The following is a 15,939-nucleotide window of genomic DNA, read 5'->3' on the forward strand; positions in this document are numbered from 1 at the left end:
AAGCCGCCCATGCTCTCGCGCCGCGAAGCGCTGGACTTCCTGCTCGACGCCGCGCGCGCGGTGGACGGCGTGGAGAACGTGCCGACCCTGGAAGCGAACGGCCGCGTGCTGGCCGAAGACGTCCTGTCCACGCTCGACGTGCCCTCGGCCGACAACACGCAGATGGACGGCTACGCGGTGCGCGCCGCGGACTGCGCCGGCGGCAGCGCCACCTTGCGCGTGGCCCAGCGCATCCCGGCCGGCAGCCTGGGCCAGCCCCTGGAACCCGGCACCGCCGCCCGCATCTTCACCGGCGCCCTGATTCCTCTGGGCGCCGACGCGGTGGTGATGCAGGAGCAGTGCGAAGCCGTGGGCGACAGCGTCACCGTGCGCCATACGCCGCGCGAAGGCGAATGGATTCGCCGTACCGGCGAGGACATCGTGGCCGGTTCCGTCATCCTGCCGGCCGGCACCCGCCTGCGCGGCCAGGAGCTGGGACTGGCCGCCTCCGTGGGCCTGGCGAAACTGCCTGTGCGCCGCCGCCTGCGGGTGGCCGTGTTCTTCACCGGCGACGAGCTGGCCATGCCGGGCGAGCCGCTCGCGCCGGGCGCCATCTACAACTCCAACCGTTTCACCTTGCGCGGCCTGCTGGAGAATTTCGGCTGCGAGGTGCGCGACTTCGGCATCGTCCCCGATTCGCTGGAAGCGACCCGCGCCACCTTGCGCGAAGCGGCGCAGGGACATGACCTGATCATCACCTCCGGCGGCGTGTCGGTCGGCGAGGAAGACCACATCAAGCCGGCGGTGGAAGCGGAAGGCCGCCTGAACATGTGGCAGATCGCGATCAAGCCGGGCAAGCCGCTCGCATTCGGCCAGGCGGGTGAAGCGTTCTTCCTGGGCCTGCCGGGCAATCCGGTGTCGAGCTTCGTCACCTTCCTGCTGTTCGTGCGGCCTTTCCTGCTGCGCCTGCAGGGCGTGAGCGGGCCGGTGGAACCCGGCGGCTACATGCTGCGCGCGGACTTCAACTGGACCAAGGCCGACCGCCGCAACGAGTTCCTGCGCGCGCGGATCAATTCGGCGGGCGGACTGGACCTGTTCCCGAACCAGGGTTCGGGCGTGCTGACCTCGACCGTCTGGGGCGACGGGCTGGTGGACAACCCGCCCGGCAAGCCGATCGCCGCTGGCGACCTGGTGCGCTTCATTCCCTTCGCCGAACTGCAGCATTAAGGAGCGCCATGAAGATCAATCTGCGGTATTTCGCCTCGGTGCGCGAGGCGGTGGGGATCGGCCAGGAGTCGGTGGAGCTGCCTGGCGAGGTCGATACGGTCGGCGCCGTGCGCGGCCTGCTGGTCACGCGTGGCGGGCCGTGGGCGGAAGCGCTGGCGCCGCAGCGCGCGGTGCGCATGGCCTGCAACCAGGTCATGTGCGGCCCGGAGACCAGGGTGGAAGCCGGCGCCGAAGTGGCGTTCTTCCCCCCGGTCACGGGCGGCTAGGCCTACATCACGGCGATCGACTGCTCCGCCAGGGCCATCAGCTTGGCGCAGTTGTCGCTGCGTTCCGCAAACTCCTTCCACGCCGTGGTGCGCGCCACCGCCTGCCACTTGCGCAGCGACTCGGCGTTCATGTCGGTCACCTTGGCGCCGGCACGCTGGTAGACCGAGGCCACGGCCGCATCGTCCGCCTGCGCGGCGCGCAGCGCGAACTTCTCCAGGTCCGCACCCACGGCCATGACGGCCGCCTGCTGCTGCTTCGTCAGGCGGTCGAAGACCGTGCGCGACATCATCAGCGGCTCGAACATGAACCAGTAGGAGCCGCCGCGCGCCGTGGTCAGCGACTTGGCCGATTCGTGCAGGCGGAATGAAATCAAGGAGGTCGACGAGGTCAGGGCCGCATCGAGGGCGCCGCTGCGCAGCGCTGCCTGGATCTCGTTGGACGGCATGTCGACCACGGTGGCGCCGGCGTCGCGCAGCAGCTGGTCCATCTCGTGCGAGCCGCCGCGCACCTTCAGGCCGCGCGCGTCTTCCGGATTGACGATCGGCGCGCCGCGCGACGCGACGCCGCCGGCCTGCCAGATCCAGCTCACGATCACCAGGCCTTGCTCCGCCAGGATGCGCGACAGCTCGCGCCCCACCGGGGCGTCCTTCCACGCGTAACCCTGCTCGTAGGAGGTGACCAGGGCCGGCATCAGGCCAATGTTGGCCTCCGGCGCTTCGGCGCCGGCATACGACAGCGGCACCAGGGCCATGTCCAGCGAGCCGCCCTTGAGCGCGCCGATCTGGGCGTTGGCGCCCATCAGCGAGGAATTCGGGTAGATCGAGAATTTCATGCCGCCACGGGTGCGCTTCTCGACCTCGGCCGCGAACATGCGGCACAGCCGGTCACGGAAGTCGCCTTGGGCGATGCTGCCGCCCGGGAACTGATGGGAGATTTTCAAATTGCCTGGCTGCGCCCATGCGGACTGCATCCAGAGAGGGCTGGACGCGAGCGCGCCCAAAACGGCCCTGCGGGTCATTACCGACATACACATCCTCCAAGATGTTTTAACGGACTGCCGCAAATCGTGGCCCCTCGTTCGAGCGGGAGCTCATCGTCTGCATGGCGGGTACAAGAATATTCCTGCTGTCTTTATTGTCAAGCAGAATCTTGTAGGTTTTGCAAAGCACGGGCGTGCCAAGGCGGCAGTATCCCGCCGCCTGGCAGTTCGCGTATTGACGTAATCCGGAGGATGAACGCTTCAGCGCCGCGGCTTGGCGGCCGGCTTGCCGTCCTCGCACAGGGCGCAGGCCGCGCCGGCGCGCGCCTGGCGGTAGCGCGAGGCGACGAAGATCGCCGCCGCCGCACAGGACCAGCCGAGCGTGGCCGGCCAGGTGGCGGTGAAGCTCTTGCCGCTCAGGTAGTCGATCAGCGAGATGAGTGCGAACATCGAGCTGGCGGCCAGGAGGTATTGCCCGGCCCAGTAGGTAATCGAACGCATGGTGGATCCTTTGTCAGCGGCGGTTGAGGAAACGGCGGAGATGCTCGGCCACCAGGTCGGGCTGGTCGATCATCAGGAAATGGCGGGCCGGCGCCACCGGCTGGACATCGGCGGAGGCCAGGCCGGGCAGCAGACTGCGATAGTGCTCCAGCCGGGCGCCAACGGTCAATCCGTCCTGCGCCGCATCGGGCTCGAAGTAGGGCGCCAGCACCAGGACCGGCGCGCTGATCTTCGGCAGCTCGGGCCGCAGATCGAGCGTCATCACATCGGCGATGTAGGCGCCGACGGCGCCGCGGTCGCTGCGCAGCAGCAGGGGCGTCAGGTCGTCGGCCTTGCCCATGTCGAGCACGCCCTGGGTACGCATGTATTGGCGCTGCTGCTCGGCATAGGCGGCCGGAGGGGCGGACGCCAGGCGCGCCTGGAGCCCGGTGGCGAGCTGCGGCCGCTGCTCCGGCGGTGCGTTCTCGGTCCCCGGCAGCACCGGCAGGCCGTCGAGCGAGACCACGCCGCCGACCCGGTTGCCGAGGTCCGCCGCGACGGCGAAGGCGAGAGCGCCGCCCAGGCTGTGGCCGACCAGGACCGGCTTGTCGAGGCGGCGGCTGGTCACCAGCTCCGCCACTGCCGCACGGGCCTCAAGGAAGGGCGCGCCGGCAGGCGCCGGGCGGCCGTCGAAGCCGGGCAGGGTGACGACGTACACGGTGTAGTCGGGACTGAAACGGCGGACCAGGTCCTGCCATACCCAGGCGCCGCTGGACAGGCCGGGAATCAGGACCAGCGGGCGGCCCTTGCTGCCGTGGCGCTCGACCAGCATGCCCTGGATCTCGAAGCGTTCGGCCGGTGCGATGGTCGCCGCGAAGCGATTGGGCGGCGGGCTGCCCGGCTGCTGGGCCGCGGCGCCCGGGGGCAGCGCGGCACCGAGCGCCAAGGCGAACAGGATGGAAGTTTTCATGCGGTCTCCGGGTCGGGTGAAAAGATGGATTCGACGGGTAGTCCGAACAGGCGCGCGATGGCGAAGGCCAGCGGCAGGCTCGGGTCGTAGCGGCCGGTCTCGATCGCGTTCACGCTCTGGCGCGACACGTCGAGATGCTGCGCGAGGTCGGCCTGGCTCCAGCCGCGCTCGGCGCGCAGTTCGCGGATGCGGTTCTTCATCGGTTCAGGATGCGGCGCAGGACACACACCAGCCCCGTGGCGCCGCACAGCACGCACCAGACGGTGAACATCGACAGCCGCGGAAAGCCGGCTGTCTCGAGGAAACCGTAGGTGAAGGTCAGGCCCGCCGTGATCGCGGCGGCCAGCGCGACCGACTCCAGCAGGAACATGCGCATGTATTCGTCGACCCGGGAAAAGTGGCGCGCGATGGCCCACAGGGCCAGGCCGAAGCCGAGCATGGGCGAGAGCAGGACCAGGGTGCGCGCCGGGCCGTCCTCCATGGGACGCCCGAACCGGATCGCCGCCGCCAGCAGCAGGCTGTAGAGGACGATCGAGCCGCCCAGCTCCTTGTAATACGCCTTCGCGACACGTTGCTCATGCATGATGACACTCCGCAGTTAGTAAAGTATGCTTTACATCGTAGACGGCAAGATCTTCGGTGTCAAGCAAACTTTACAAAGTGCCGGCGCCGCGCAAACTCGACTACAATGCTGCTCCCTTGTTTCCTCCCCCAGCCATGAGCCAGTCTTCCCCGACCCCCGTTCGCGTCGCCGTCATCGGCGGCGGCCCCGCAGGCCTGATGGCGGCCGAGGTGCTGGCCGAAGGGGGCGTGCAGGTCGACGTCTACGACGCGATGCCTTCCGTCGGGCGCAAGTTCCTCCTCGCGGGCAAGGGCGGCATGAACATCACCCATTCCGAGCCCTACGCCGCCTTCGTGGCGCGCTATCGCGGTCGCAGCGGACAGGTCCAGCGCTGGCTGGACGAATTCACGCCGGAGCAGGTGCGCGCCTGGATCCATGGCCTGGGGATCGATACCTTTGTCGGCAGCTCGGGCCGCGTATTCCCGACCGACATGAAGGCCGCGCCCCTGCTGCGCGCCTGGCTGCACCGGCTGCGCGAATGCGGCGTGCGCTTCCACATGCGGCACCGCTGGACCGGCTGGGAGGGCAAGGACTTGCGCGTCGCGACGCCGGATGGCGAGTTGATCGTGCAGACCGACGCGGTCATTCTCGCCCTGGGCGGCGCCAGCTGGGCGCGGCTCGGCTCGGACGGCGCCTGGGCGCCGCTGCTGGGCGGCAAGGGTGTGGACGTGGCGCCCCTGGTTCCCGCCAATTGTGGTTTCGATACCGATTGGAGCGAGCATTTCAGCAGCCGCCATGCGGGCGCGCCGCTGACGACAGCCGCGCTGGCCTACCGTGACGACAATGGGGAGATGGTACGCCGCAAGGGGCAGTTCGTCGTCACCCAGACCGGCATCGAGGGCAGCCTGGTGTACGCCTTGTCGGCGCCGCTGCGCGACCAGATCGCCCGCGAGGGCAAGACGACCGTATGGATCGATCTGGCGCCCGATCACAGCGCCGAGCGCGTGCTGACCGAAGTGACGCATCCGCGCGGTTCGCGCTCGATGTCGAGCCACTTGCAGAGCCGCCTCGGCCTCAAGGGCGTGAAGGCCGGGCTGCTGCGCGAATGCCTGTCGGCCGAAGAGTACGCCGACCCGGCGCGCCTGGCGGCCGCGATCAAGGCGTTGCCGCTGACCCTCCTGCGGCCGCGCCCCATCGACGAGGCGATCAGCAGCGCCGGCGGCGTGCGCTTCGATGCACTGGACGGCGGCAGCGCCATGCTGCGCGCGCTGCCGGGCGTGTTCGTGGCCGGCGAGATGGTGGACTGGGAGGCGCCGACCGGCGGCTACCTGCTGACCGCCTGCTTCGCGGGCGGCAGGGCGGCCGGCAAAGACGCGCTGGCCTGGCTTGCTGCGCGCCGGTAGACGGCAAGGTCGCGGATCATCGCGCCCAGGAAGCAGCCGTTCAAGACTCCGAACAAACCGCATACGGCGCCGGCAAACATCGGATCGTGATGGAGCTGCGGCGCGAGCGCCCAGGCGGCCGATGCCGCATACTTGAGTACGAACACGCCCAGCATCATCGCCAGCGGCGCCGCACTGCCTTGCATGCGCAGGCCCGCTGTCCGGACCACGATGCGGGTAGCCGCGAACCTCCAGACGAAGAACGCGGCGCCGCCCGCAGCGAGCAGCCAGGTGAACAGGGGCATGAGGTGCAGGCCGAACCTGGCCGCGATGTCCTGCAATGAAAGGCACAGCATGACAATGGGGATGACGGTCAACTGGCGCGCAGTGAGCTCCCGTTCGCGCATGGCCGCGACCCCGCGATAGATCAGGAAGGCAAGGATCGCCCAGACGTAGGCGGGGGTGTGGCTCAGGATCTGGATCAGCACGATGGCTCCATCGTTGTTGTCGATGGCACCACTGTGCCAGCACCTGGGCCGCGTGGGGAAAACGTGCGACGAAGCGTTGGAGGACGGCGTGAAACGCAGCCCATGCGGCGCGAAACGCAGCCGTATTGCTTTATTCTTCGAACGAGACGGTGCCGCTGCCGGTCCGGCTGATGCTGCGCTCGTCCGGATTGCCCAGGACTTCGATGTCGCCGCTGCCGCTGACCGAGGCCATCACCGAGGCGCGTGCCTGCACCGTGCTGCTGCCCGAACCGGTCTGCGACACGTTCACGCGCTGGGCGCGCAGGTCGCGGGCGTCGAGCTGGCCGGAGCCGCTGGCGCGGGCGTCCAGTTCGCGCGCGGTGCCGACCACCGTCATGCGGCCCGATCCCATCAGTTCCGCATCGAGACGGTCGATGGAGGCGCCCGCATTCACGTCCAGGTCGCCGCTGCCATTCAGGCCTGCCTCGACCTTGCGGAAGCGCCCGTTGAACTTGACGCTGCCCGAACCCTCCAGCCGCACCTCGATGCTTTCGCCGGAAAAGCCGTTGATCTTGCTGTCGCCGCTGCCGTCGATGGTGGCGCTGGTAAGGGCCGGCAGCACCAGCTCGACTTCCAGCGGCTGGCGGTGGCGCAGCACGATGCCGCGGATGCCGACGTTGAGCACCGCGCCTTCGGCCTTGACTTCGATATTGCTCAGCAGGCGCTGCTCGCCGCGCACCTTCAGCGAAGGCGTGGCGCCGTAGCGCAGATTCAGGTCGATGGGGCCGTTCAGCTCGATGGCATTGACGTTGGGCGGCACTTCACGGGTTTCGGTGACGACCTGGCGGCCTTCGCTGGCGGCGCTGACGCCGTTGGCGCGCAGCATGCTGTAGCTCAGGGCGATCAGCACGCAGGCCAGCAGCAGCAGGCTGAATCCGATTTTCAACAGTCCTCGCATGGCGCTTCCTTCAGCTTCCCTTGAGCAGGGAGAGGTTCATCTTGACGTAGCGGCGCACGCCGACGATGGTGTATTTGGTGATCACGATCGAGATCAGGAACAGGGCGATCCCGCCCAGCACCAGGCCGGAACCGAACAGGGTCTGGGTGGTGCGCGACTCCGGGTCGAGGTCGGTGGTGATCTGGATCTTGCGCTCGGCCACGGCCTCGGCGCCGCGGATCACGCGCGAATGGGCCGGTTCATTCTCCGCATCGGGATCGCCGCCGTCCATGACCGGATCGGCGGATTTCTCCTCGTACACGTGGATGCCGGTCTCGCCGATCGAGATGCGGGTCTGCACATTCTGGCGCTCATGCCCGTCGTCGCCGATGGTCACGCGGTGCAGCGGACCGTTGAGGACCAGTTCATTGGCGCCGGCCAGGCCGCTGGCCGTGATCGCGATGCCGCCCACGTAGAAGGCGAAAGCAGAGGCGTACAGGCTCACCAGCAGGGATGCATACACGGCGGCCGGAATTGCCATGAACAGGTTGAAGACCAGCAGGCCGGCGGCCGAGGCTACCATGCGCAGGATGTTGGTCGGGCTTTTCTTTTCCTTGAAGGCGTCCATGTGGACGCTGGCGCGCAGCGAGACCGCGACCTTGCGCGGGTCGCCCAGCTCGTCCGCGACTTCCTGCTCGCGGCGGCCTGCGGCGTTGCCGTCGACGAAACGCTGCTCGTACCAGGCCAGGGTCTTGGCCTGCGTCTCGGGCGGCAGGCCCAACATGGCCCGCTTGAGCGCGTCGAGGTATTCCAGTTTGCCCATGGGTGAATGACTCCGTTTTGATGCGTTTGATGCGTGTATTTACGTCGTGAAACAGTAGCGACCGATCAATGGTGGCCGACAACCGGGATCGTGCTCAGCGCCACCGACACGCCGTGGTCCGCGCCGCCGATCAGTTCCGGCATCACCAGCACCATCGTGCTGACGGCCACCAGGGCCAGCAACGCGATCGTCCGCAATCCGAGTTGTAGGTTCATGATCATCTTCCGTAAGACCTGTTTCGATGTTGCTACCTTACGGAATCGGACTCCCGGGCGCCATCGGTGTGCGACAGGCTGCGCTTTTCGCGGGGCAGGGTGCCGTAGGCGCGGATGGCCGTCGCGGCTCCAACCCCGCTGCGCACCGCGGTTTCGAGGGTGGCGGGATAGTCGCTGGCGGTATAGTCGCCCGCCAGGAAGACGCCCGGCAGGGGTGTGCCGTTGTCCGGGCGCGCCAGGCCTGGCGTGCAGGAGAAGGTGGCGCGCTTCTCGGTGATCACCTGGGTCCAGTCCGGTTTGGCAAGAGTTTCGTTTCGGAAATCATGCGCCAGCTGGCCGGCGATGGCTGCCGCCAGGGCCTCCTGCGGGAGGGCGGCGGCGTCCAGCGCGGCGCTGACCACGACGGCCAGCAGGCCGTCCTGGGTGGCGTCGAGCTGGCCCCGGTCGAATACGAACTGGCCCCAGCGTCCCGCCGCCGGAGCGTCTTCCAGCGCATAGAAGGGCAAGTCCAGGCGGGTGCCGGGGGCGTATTGCAGGTAGCAGGTGGCGATCGGCTCGTAGCCGAAGCCGTCCAGCTGGGCGCTCAGCTCCTGGGTGGCGGCATGCGGGGCGAGCAGGGCCGCCGTCTGCCAGGGCGGCGTGGCCAGGACCACGGCGTCGTAGACCGGATCGGCAGGGGCTTCGCCGGTCAGCCCGGCCGTCCAGCGACCGTCGCTCGTGGGCGCCATGCCCGCCAGCTTGACTCCGGTATGGACGGCGGCACCCTTGCGGCCCAGGAAAGCAGCGGCCGCTTCCGGGAACAGCGCGCCCATGGCCAGCTTGGGCAGCAGCATGTCGGATGCGGCGCGGCGCCTGGCGCCCAGGCTGTCGCGCAGCACGGCCAGGAAGACCTGGCTCGAGGCGCGCTCGGGCGGGGTATTCAGGGCGGCGATGCACAAGGGCCGCCACAGCAGCCGGGTCAGGCGCTCGGTCTGGTCGAAGCGCTCCAGCAGTTCGGCCACCGGGCAGTCGGTGTACAGCTGCCAGCCCATCCAGCGCGCGGCCGTGGTGAAGCGGGCCAGGGCCATCTTGTCGGCGCGCGCCAGGCCCTTGGCGCGCAGCAGGGCAGCCAGCAGGTGCAGCGGGGCGGGCAGGCGCGGCGCGGCGAAATCCATGCCCGTACCGCCAACCGGGTAACGCATCTGCACCGGCAGGCGCAGCATGGCCGCCTCGGGATCGACGCCGACGCTGCGCAGCAGGCGCAGGGTTTCGCCATAGGCGCCGAGCAGGATGTGCTGGCCGTTGTCGAGCATGCGTCCGCGCACCTCGACACCGCGGGCGCGGCCGCCGAGGCTGCGCGCGCTTTCCACCAGGGTCACTTGCGCGCCCTGGCGCACCAGTTCCACCGCCGCCGCGCAGCCGGCCCAGCCGCCGCCGGCGACCAGGACCTTGAGGCCGGTTTCAGGCACGGACATAGGTCTTCCACGCCAGCCACAGCTTGCGCAGCGGCGTCAGCGAGATGCGCTGGGTGAGCACATGGAAGCCGTCGCGCTCGATCTCGTCGAGCAGGGTGCGGTAAATGGACGACATCATCAGGCCCGGGCGCTGGGCGCGCCGGTCTTCCTTCGGCAGCAGGGCCAGGGCTTCGTCGTAGGTGCGCTGGGCGCGCTCGGTCTGGAAGCGCATCAGCGCCTCGAACTTGTCGCTGTGGCGGGCGTTGAGCAGGTCGGCCGCGGTGACGTTGAACTGCTGGAGCTCGTTGACCGGGATGTAGATGCGGCCCTTGCGGGCGTCTTCGCCCACGTCGCGGATGATGTTGGTCAGCTGGAAGGCCAGGCCGAGCTTCTCGGCATAGGCCAGGGTCTGCGGATTGGTGTACCCGAAGATGCTGGCCGACAGGATGCCGACCGCGCTCGCCACGTGCCAGCAATAGCGCTGCAGGCCGGCGTAATCCAGGTAGCGGCTCTGGTCCAGGTCCATTTCCATGCCGTCGACGATGGCCAGCAGGTGCTTTTCTTCCAGCTTGTACGGTTCCACGTGCGGCTGCAGGGCCTGGGTCACCGGATGGGTGGGCGCGCCCTTGTACATGGCGGAGACTTCCGTGCGCCACCAGGCCAGCTTGATGCGGGCCACCGACTGGTCGGTCGCGTCGTCGACGGTGTCGTCGACTTCGCGGCAGAAGGCGTACAGCGCCGTGATCGCGCGCCGGCGCTCCGGCGGCAGGAACAGGAAGCTGTAATAGAAGCTGGAGCCGCTCTGGAGCGTCTTTTGCTGGCAGTATTCGTCAGGAGACATGTAGTTCTTTTAGGGATAGGGCGATGCGAATCCGCTATCTTAGCCGATGCGGACCCAAGGACGCGAGTGGGAAAGCTGGCTCCTACATCCAGAGCGCGCGCCAGCCGATCGCCAGCCAGTCGGGCGCCTTGAGCACAGGGCGCTGGCGGAAGACGTCGTAGTCGGCGGCCTCGATCCCGTCCAGGATGCGCAGGCCGCCCTGGATCATCATCCTCAGCTCCCAGCCGATGCGGCCCGGCAGGCGGCGCGCCAGCGGCGCCCCGGACAGCATCAGGGCGCGCGCCCGCTCCACCTCGAAGCGCATCAGCGGCCGCCAGCCGCCCTCTAAACTGCCGGCCTGCAGGGCGCTCTCGCTCACGCCGTGCTTGGCCAGGTCTTCCTGTGGCAGGTAGATCCGGCCCTTGGCCAGGTCGATCGCGACGTCCTGCCAGAAGTTGATCAGCTGGAGGGCGGTGCAGATGGCGTTCGAATCGCGCACGTTGCGGGCGTCGTCGGCGTCGTAGAGGGCCAGCATCATCTTGCCGACCGGGTTGGCGGAGCGGTTGCAATAATCGAGCAGGGCGGGGTAGTCGGCATAGCGGTGGGTCACCACGTCCTGGCGGAAGGCCGACAGCAGGTCGCGCATCGGCTCCACCGACAGGCGGTAGTCGGCGACCACCGCCGCCAGGCGGGCGAACATCGGATCCTTTGGCGGGTTGTGCACCGCCTTGCCGGCCGCGATCACATCGAGCTCCCGCTCGTAAGCCTGGAGCGCGGCCAGGCGCTCCTCCGGAGCGGCATCGCCTTCGTCCGCCAGGTCGTCGGCGCTGCGGGCGAAGGCGTAGATGGCTTCGACGGCGGGCACCAGGCGGCGCGGCAGCAGGAAGGAGGCGACGGGGAAGTTCTCGTAGTGATCGACGGCCATGAATTGAGTATTGACTCTAAAGTCAATTATTTTTGTACTTGCATGATTATAATTGCAGAAGAATCAAAAGTATCAATGTAAGGCCCGGCCGGGCACGACCCGCCAGCGCCTTTTGTCGCCGATCGACCCAACCAAGGATTCCCCGTGTTCGCCCGACTCTCCCCCAGCCAGCTGCGCGCCGCCATCGCGATACCCCTGCTTGCCAGCTTCCTCGCCGCCTGCGACAAACCTGCTCCGAAGACCGAAGACGTGCGCCCGGTGCGCGCGGTCACCCTGGCCGCGGACACGGTCGGCGAGCGGCTCGAGTTCTCGGGCGACGTCCGTCCGCGCTACGAATCGCGCCTGGGCTTCCGGGTGGGCGGCAAGATCGTCGAGCGCAAGGTCGACGTCGGCGCCACGGTCAAGCGCGGCGACGTGCTGATGCGGCTGGATCCCCAGGACCTGCGCCTGGCCGAGAGCCAGGCCAGGGCCGCCCTGCGCGCCGCCGAGACCGAGCGCGACCTGGCCCAGGCCGACTACAAGCGCCACCAGAACCTGCGCGCCCAGAATTTCGTCAGCCAGGCCGTGCTGGATACCAAGCAGAGCACCCTCAAGGCGGCCCAGGCCAATGTCGACGCCGCGCGCGCGGCCTTCCGCGGCCAGGCCAACCAGGCCGGCTACGCCAGCCTGGCGGCGGACGCGGATGGCGTGGTGACCGGCATCGACGCCGAAGTCGGCCAGGTGGTGACCGCAGGCGCCCCGGTGGCGCGGGTGGCCCGCACCGACGAAAAGGAAGTCGTGATCGGTATCCCCGAGAACAAGGTCGAGCTGCTGCGCAAGACCAGCGATGTCAGCGTGCGCCTCTGGGCCAACCAGGGCGAGACGATCCCCGGCAAGATCCGCGAAGTCTCGCCGGTGGCCGACCCTGCGACGCGTACCTACACGGTCAAGGTGGCGATCCCGGCTCGTCCGGATGTCCGTCTCGGCATGACGGCGACCGTGCAGATTGCAAGTGGCAGCGGCGCCACCGCGCTGCGCGTGCCGCTGTCGGCCCTGGTGCAGAACCAGGGGAACACCAGCGTCTGGGTGGTGGAGAAGGGCGCCGTCCGCATGGTGCCGGTGCAGGTGGCCGGCCAGGTGGATAACGACGTGATCCTCGGCGGCGGCGTGCAGGCCGGGCAGCAGGTCGTGACCGCCGGCGTTCACCTGCTCAAGAACGGGCAGAAGGTGCGCATCCTCACCGCCGACGTCTCGCGCCGTGCCGACACCGAAGCGGCCGTCTCGGGCGGGGGCGCCAAATGAAAGGCTTCAACTTGTCGCGCTGGGCCCTGGAACATATCCCGCTCACGCGCTACCTGATCGCGGCGCTGCTGGTGTTCGGCGTGCTGAGCTACCAGCAGCTGGGCCAGGACGAAGATCCGCCCTTCACCTTCCGCGCCATGGTCGTGCGCGCCGTGTGGCCGGGCGCGACCGCGGTGCAGATGGCCGAGCAGGTCACCGATCCGCTCGAACGCAAGCTCCAGGAAACGCCCTACGTGGACCGCATCCGCAGCTTCTCCAAGCCGGGCGAGACCACCATCATCCTGGAATTGCGCGAATCGACCCCGCCCAAGGAAACCACCCCGACCTGGTACCAGGTGCGCAAGAAGATCGGCGACATGGCCGGCACCCTGCCGCAGGGCGTGATCGGCCCCTTCTTCAACGACGAATTCGGCGACACCTATGGCTCGATCTTCGCGCTGTCGAGCGACGGCTTCACCTACGCGCAGATGCGCGACTATGCCGACTTCGTGCGCCAGCAGCTGCTGCGCGTGCCGCTGGTATCGAAAGTCGAGCAGTTCGGCGTCCAGAACGAGAAGGTTTATATCGAGTTCTCCAGCAAGAAGTTCGCCCAGCTGGGCATCCCCTTCGAGCAGATCGTCAACCAGATCCAGACCCAGAACCAGATCGAGGCGAGCGGCGTGCTGGTGACGCCGACCGACAACCTGCAGGTGCGCGTGACCGGCGCGATCCGCCAGCTCGAGCAGCTCGAGAACCTGCAGCTCCGGGCCGGCAATACCACCTTCCGCCTGGGCGACTTCGCCACTGTGAAGCGCGGCTACCAGGATCCGCCGCAGGACAAGATGCGCTACAACGGCAAGGAAGTGATCGGCCTGGGCGTGTCGATGGAGAAGGGCGGGAATATCATCCAGCTCGGCAAGGGCCTGGACGAGACCGTCGCGCGCATCCGCTCCCAGCTCCCGGTCGGCATCGAGCTCGAACGCGTGGCCGACCAGCCGCGCGCGGTGCAGGACTCGGTGGGCGAATTCGTCAAGGTGCTGATCGAGGCGGTCGTGATCGTGCTGATCGTGTCCTTCCTCTCGCTCGGCCTGCATACCAAGCCGAAGCTGCGGGTCGACATCTGGCCCGGCCTGGTGGTGGCCCTGACCATTCCGCTGGTGCTGGCGATCACCTTCCTGTTCATGCGCATCCTCGACATCTCGCTGCACAAGATCTCGCTGGGCGCCCTGATCATCGCCCTCGGCCTGCTGGTGGACGACGCCATCATCGCGGTGGAAATGATGGTGCGGAAGATGGAGGAGGGCTTGTCGCGCTTCGAGGCTGCCACCTTCGCCTACACCTCGACCGCCATGCCGATGCTGACCGGCACGCTGATCACGGCCGCCGGCTTCCTGCCGATCGGCCTGGCCAAGTCGGCGGCCGGCGAATACACCTTCTCGATGTTCTCGGTGAACGCGATCGCGCTCCTGGTTTCCTGGGTGGTGGCGGTGGTCTTCACGCCCTACATCGGCTTCATCCTGCTGAAGGTGAAGCCGCACGCCCATGGCGAAAGCCATCACGACGTGTTCGATACGCCCATGTACCAGCGCTTCCGCCGCCTGGTGAACCGCTGCGTCGAATGGCGCAAGACCACCATCGCCCTGAGCCTGGGCGTGTTCGCGCTGGGCGTGTTCGGCTTTAATTTCATCGAGAAGCAGTTCTTCCCGGATTCCAGCCGCCCCGAGCTGATGGTGGAGATGTGGTCGCCCGAAGGCACCAGCTTCAAGGCGAACGAAGCGGTGGTGAAGCGCTTCGAAGCCTGGCTGGGTAAGCAGCAGGGCGTCAAGAGTGTGACCAGCTATGTGGGCACCGGCAGTCCGCGCTTCTACCTGCCGCTGGACCAGATCTTCCCGCAGTCGAACGTGTCCCAATTGGTGGTGCTGCCAGTCGATGCGAAGGCGCGCGAGGCGCTGCGCCTGAAGATCACAAAAGTCTTCGAGACCGAGTTCCCCGAGGTGCGCGGGCGAGTGAAGCTGCTGCCAAACGGCCCGCCGGTGCCGTATCCGGTGCAGTTCCAGGTGCTGGGCCCGGACATCGGCGTCGTGCGCACGGTCGCCGACCAGGTCAAGGAAGTGATGCGCGCGAATCCGAACACGGTGGGCGTGAACGACAACTGGAACGAGTCGGTCAAGGTCCTGCGCCTGGACCTCGACCAGGACAAGCTGCGCGCGCTCGGCGTGACCTCGCAGGCAGTGCGCCGCGTGGTCAACACCACGCTGACCGGCACCCCGATCGCCCAGTTCCGCGAAACCAACCGCCTGATCGACATCGTGGTGCGCCAGCCGGTCGAGGAGCGTTCGACCATCACCCGCCTGCAGGAGGCGCTGGTCCCGACCGCCTCCGGGCGCGCCGTGACCATCGGCCAGGTCGCCCGCGTGCAGCTCGTCTGGGAGCCGGGCGTGGTCTGGCGCCAGGGACGCGAGTGGGCCATCATGGTCCAGTCCGACGTGGTCGAAGGCATCCAGGGCCCGACCGTGACCGGCCAGGTCGACGCCAAGCTGGCCGGGATCCGTTCGAAGCTGCCGGCCGGCTACCGCGTCACCATCGAAGGCGCTGCCGCCGACAGTTCGGATGCGGAAGCCTCGATCGCGGCGAACATCCCGCTGGTGCTGTTCGTCGTCTTCACCCTGCTGATGCTGCAGCTGCACAGCTTCTCGCGCGCGCTGCTGGTCTTCCTGACCGGCCCGCTGGGTATCGCCGGCGCGGCCATGGCGCTGCTGCTGCTCGGACGGCCGTTCGGCTTCGTTGCCAACCTGGGCGTGATCGCGCTGTTCGGCATGATCATCCGTAACTCGGTGATCCTGGTCGACCAGATCGAACAGGACCGGGCCAACGGTGTGGAAGCCTGGGACGCCATCGTCGAGGCGGCCGTGCGCCGTGCGCGGCCGATCCTGCTGACCGCAGCCGCCGCAGCCCTGGCCATGATTCCGCTGTCGCGCTCCGTGTTCTGGGGTCCGATGGCGGTGGCGATCATGGGCGGGCTGGTGGTGGCGACGGCGCTGACCCTGCTGTTCCTGCCGGCGCTGTATGCGGCATGGTTCAGGGTGAAGAAGCCGGTGCGCTGATATTTAAATGCCGCCGGAACGCGGGACGGGAAATGCAGTCGAATGACGCAGCTCGTCCCGTGTTCCAAAATTCACCCCAATAGTGTCAGAAAATCCAGTAAAATAATTG

General features: G+C 67.9%; 17 protein-coding genes. 5 read left to right on the forward strand and 12 right to left on the reverse strand.

Annotated features, from left to right (window positions below):
• Positions 1-9 precede the first annotated feature (9 nt).
• Together glp and moaD are read left to right on the forward strand one after the other, a co-directional pair.
• Entirely contained in the window at positions 10-1,206 is a 1,197-nt protein-coding gene (glp, locus tag J8847_RS00505; RefSeq protein ID WP_211522868.1) for a gephyrin-like molybdotransferase Glp, read from the forward strand.
• A gap of 8 nt (positions 1,207-1,214) precedes the next feature.
• On the forward strand, positions 1,215-1,472 hold the full coding sequence (gene moaD / locus J8847_RS00510) for a molybdopterin converting factor subunit 1 (protein WP_211522726.1): 258 nt from the start codon (positions 1,215-1,217) through the stop codon (positions 1,470-1,472).
• A 2-nt stretch (positions 1,473-1,474) separates the two neighbouring features.
• On the opposite strand, the gene dctP is transcribed toward moaD, so the two are convergent.
• The 5 genes from dctP to J8847_RS00535 all read right to left on the reverse strand — a co-directional run bounded on the left by dctP (position 1,475) and on the right by J8847_RS00535 (position 4,485).
• Positions 1,475-2,500 (reverse strand): TRAP transporter substrate-binding protein DctP, encoded by a 1,026-nt coding sequence (gene dctP / locus J8847_RS00515; RefSeq protein ID WP_211522727.1) that lies wholly within the window; start codon positions 2,498-2,500, stop codon positions 1,475-1,477.
• Between the two features lie 213 nt (positions 2,501-2,713).
• Positions 2,714-2,953 (reverse strand): hypothetical protein, encoded by a 240-nt coding sequence (locus J8847_RS00520; protein ID WP_211522728.1) that lies wholly within the window; start codon positions 2,951-2,953, stop codon positions 2,714-2,716.
• Between the two features lie 13 nt (positions 2,954-2,966).
• A complete protein-coding gene (locus J8847_RS00525) occupies positions 2,967-3,902 on the reverse strand; it encodes an alpha/beta fold hydrolase (RefSeq protein ID WP_211522729.1) in 936 nt (311 codons plus the stop codon).
• Entirely contained in the window at positions 3,899-4,102 is a 204-nt protein-coding gene (locus J8847_RS00530) for a helix-turn-helix transcriptional regulator (RefSeq protein WP_211522730.1), read from the reverse strand. The genes J8847_RS00525 and J8847_RS00530 overlap by 4 nt, the downstream gene beginning before the upstream one ends.
• Entirely contained in the window at positions 4,099-4,485 is a 387-nt protein-coding gene (locus J8847_RS00535) for a hypothetical protein (RefSeq protein WP_211522731.1), read from the reverse strand. The genes J8847_RS00530 and J8847_RS00535 overlap by 4 nt, the downstream gene beginning before the upstream one ends.
• 134 nt (positions 4,486-4,619) lie before the next feature.
• On the opposite strand from J8847_RS00535, the gene J8847_RS00540 reads away from it, so the two are divergent.
• Positions 4,620-5,867: a TIGR03862 family flavoprotein gene (locus tag J8847_RS00540; protein WP_211522732.1), complete on the forward strand. Its 1,248-nt coding sequence runs from the start codon at positions 4,620-4,622 to the stop codon at positions 5,865-5,867.
• On the opposite strand, the gene J8847_RS00545 is transcribed toward J8847_RS00540, so the two are convergent.
• The 7 genes from J8847_RS00545 to hpnC form a co-directional block, all read right to left on the reverse strand.
• Positions 5,789-6,334 carry a DUF6622 family protein gene (locus J8847_RS00545; RefSeq protein WP_211522733.1) on the reverse strand — a complete coding sequence of 182 codons (546 nt, stop codon included), beginning with the start codon at positions 6,332-6,334 and terminating at the stop codon, positions 5,789-5,791. The two genes, J8847_RS00540 and J8847_RS00545, sit on opposite strands and share 79 nt — an antisense overlap.
• Before the next feature lie 130 nt (positions 6,335-6,464).
• Positions 6,465-7,271 carry a head GIN domain-containing protein gene (locus J8847_RS00550; RefSeq protein ID WP_211522734.1) on the reverse strand — a complete coding sequence of 269 codons (807 nt, stop codon included), beginning with the start codon at positions 7,269-7,271 and terminating at the stop codon, positions 6,465-6,467.
• 10 nt (positions 7,272-7,281) lie between these two features.
• Positions 7,282-8,073, reverse strand: a complete 792-nt coding sequence (locus J8847_RS00555) for a DUF1700 domain-containing protein (RefSeq protein WP_211522735.1) — start codon at positions 8,071-8,073, stop codon at positions 7,282-7,284.
• 65 nt (positions 8,074-8,138) lie between these two features.
• The gene (locus tag J8847_RS00560; RefSeq protein ID WP_211522884.1) at positions 8,139-8,288 is read right to left on the reverse strand and encodes a hypothetical protein; all 150 of its coding nucleotides are present in this window, start codon (positions 8,286-8,288) and stop codon (positions 8,139-8,141) included.
• 32 nt (positions 8,289-8,320) lie between these two features.
• Positions 8,321-9,742 carry a hydroxysqualene dehydroxylase HpnE gene (hpnE, locus tag J8847_RS00565; protein WP_211522736.1) on the reverse strand — a complete coding sequence of 474 codons (1,422 nt, stop codon included), beginning with the start codon at positions 9,740-9,742 and terminating at the stop codon, positions 8,321-8,323.
• On the reverse strand, positions 9,729-10,562 hold the full coding sequence (gene hpnD / locus J8847_RS00570) for a presqualene diphosphate synthase HpnD (RefSeq protein WP_211522737.1): 834 nt from the start codon (positions 10,560-10,562) through the stop codon (positions 9,729-9,731). Before hpnD ends, hpnE begins: the two co-directional genes overlap by 14 nt.
• A gap of 82 nt (positions 10,563-10,644) precedes the next feature.
• A complete protein-coding gene (gene hpnC, locus J8847_RS00575) occupies positions 10,645-11,466 on the reverse strand; it encodes a squalene synthase HpnC (protein ID WP_211522738.1) in 822 nt (273 codons plus the stop codon).
• Between the two features lie 144 nt (positions 11,467-11,610).
• On the opposite strand from hpnC, the gene J8847_RS00580 reads away from it, so the two are divergent.
• Together J8847_RS00580 and J8847_RS00585 are read left to right on the forward strand one after the other, a co-directional pair.
• Entirely contained in the window at positions 11,611-12,747 is a 1,137-nt protein-coding gene (locus tag J8847_RS00580) for an efflux RND transporter periplasmic adaptor subunit (RefSeq protein ID WP_211522739.1), read from the forward strand.
• Complete coding sequence (locus J8847_RS00585) at positions 12,744-15,830, forward strand: efflux RND transporter permease subunit (RefSeq protein WP_211522740.1); 3,087 nt, start codon at positions 12,744-12,746, stop codon at positions 15,828-15,830. The genes J8847_RS00580 and J8847_RS00585 overlap by 4 nt, the downstream gene beginning before the upstream one ends.
• Positions 15,831-15,939 lie beyond the last annotated feature (109 nt).

The organism is Massilia sp. AB1 (genome assembly GCF_018119385.1).
In the GTDB taxonomy this organism is placed as follows: domain Bacteria; phylum Pseudomonadota; class Gammaproteobacteria; order Burkholderiales; family Burkholderiaceae_D; genus Telluria.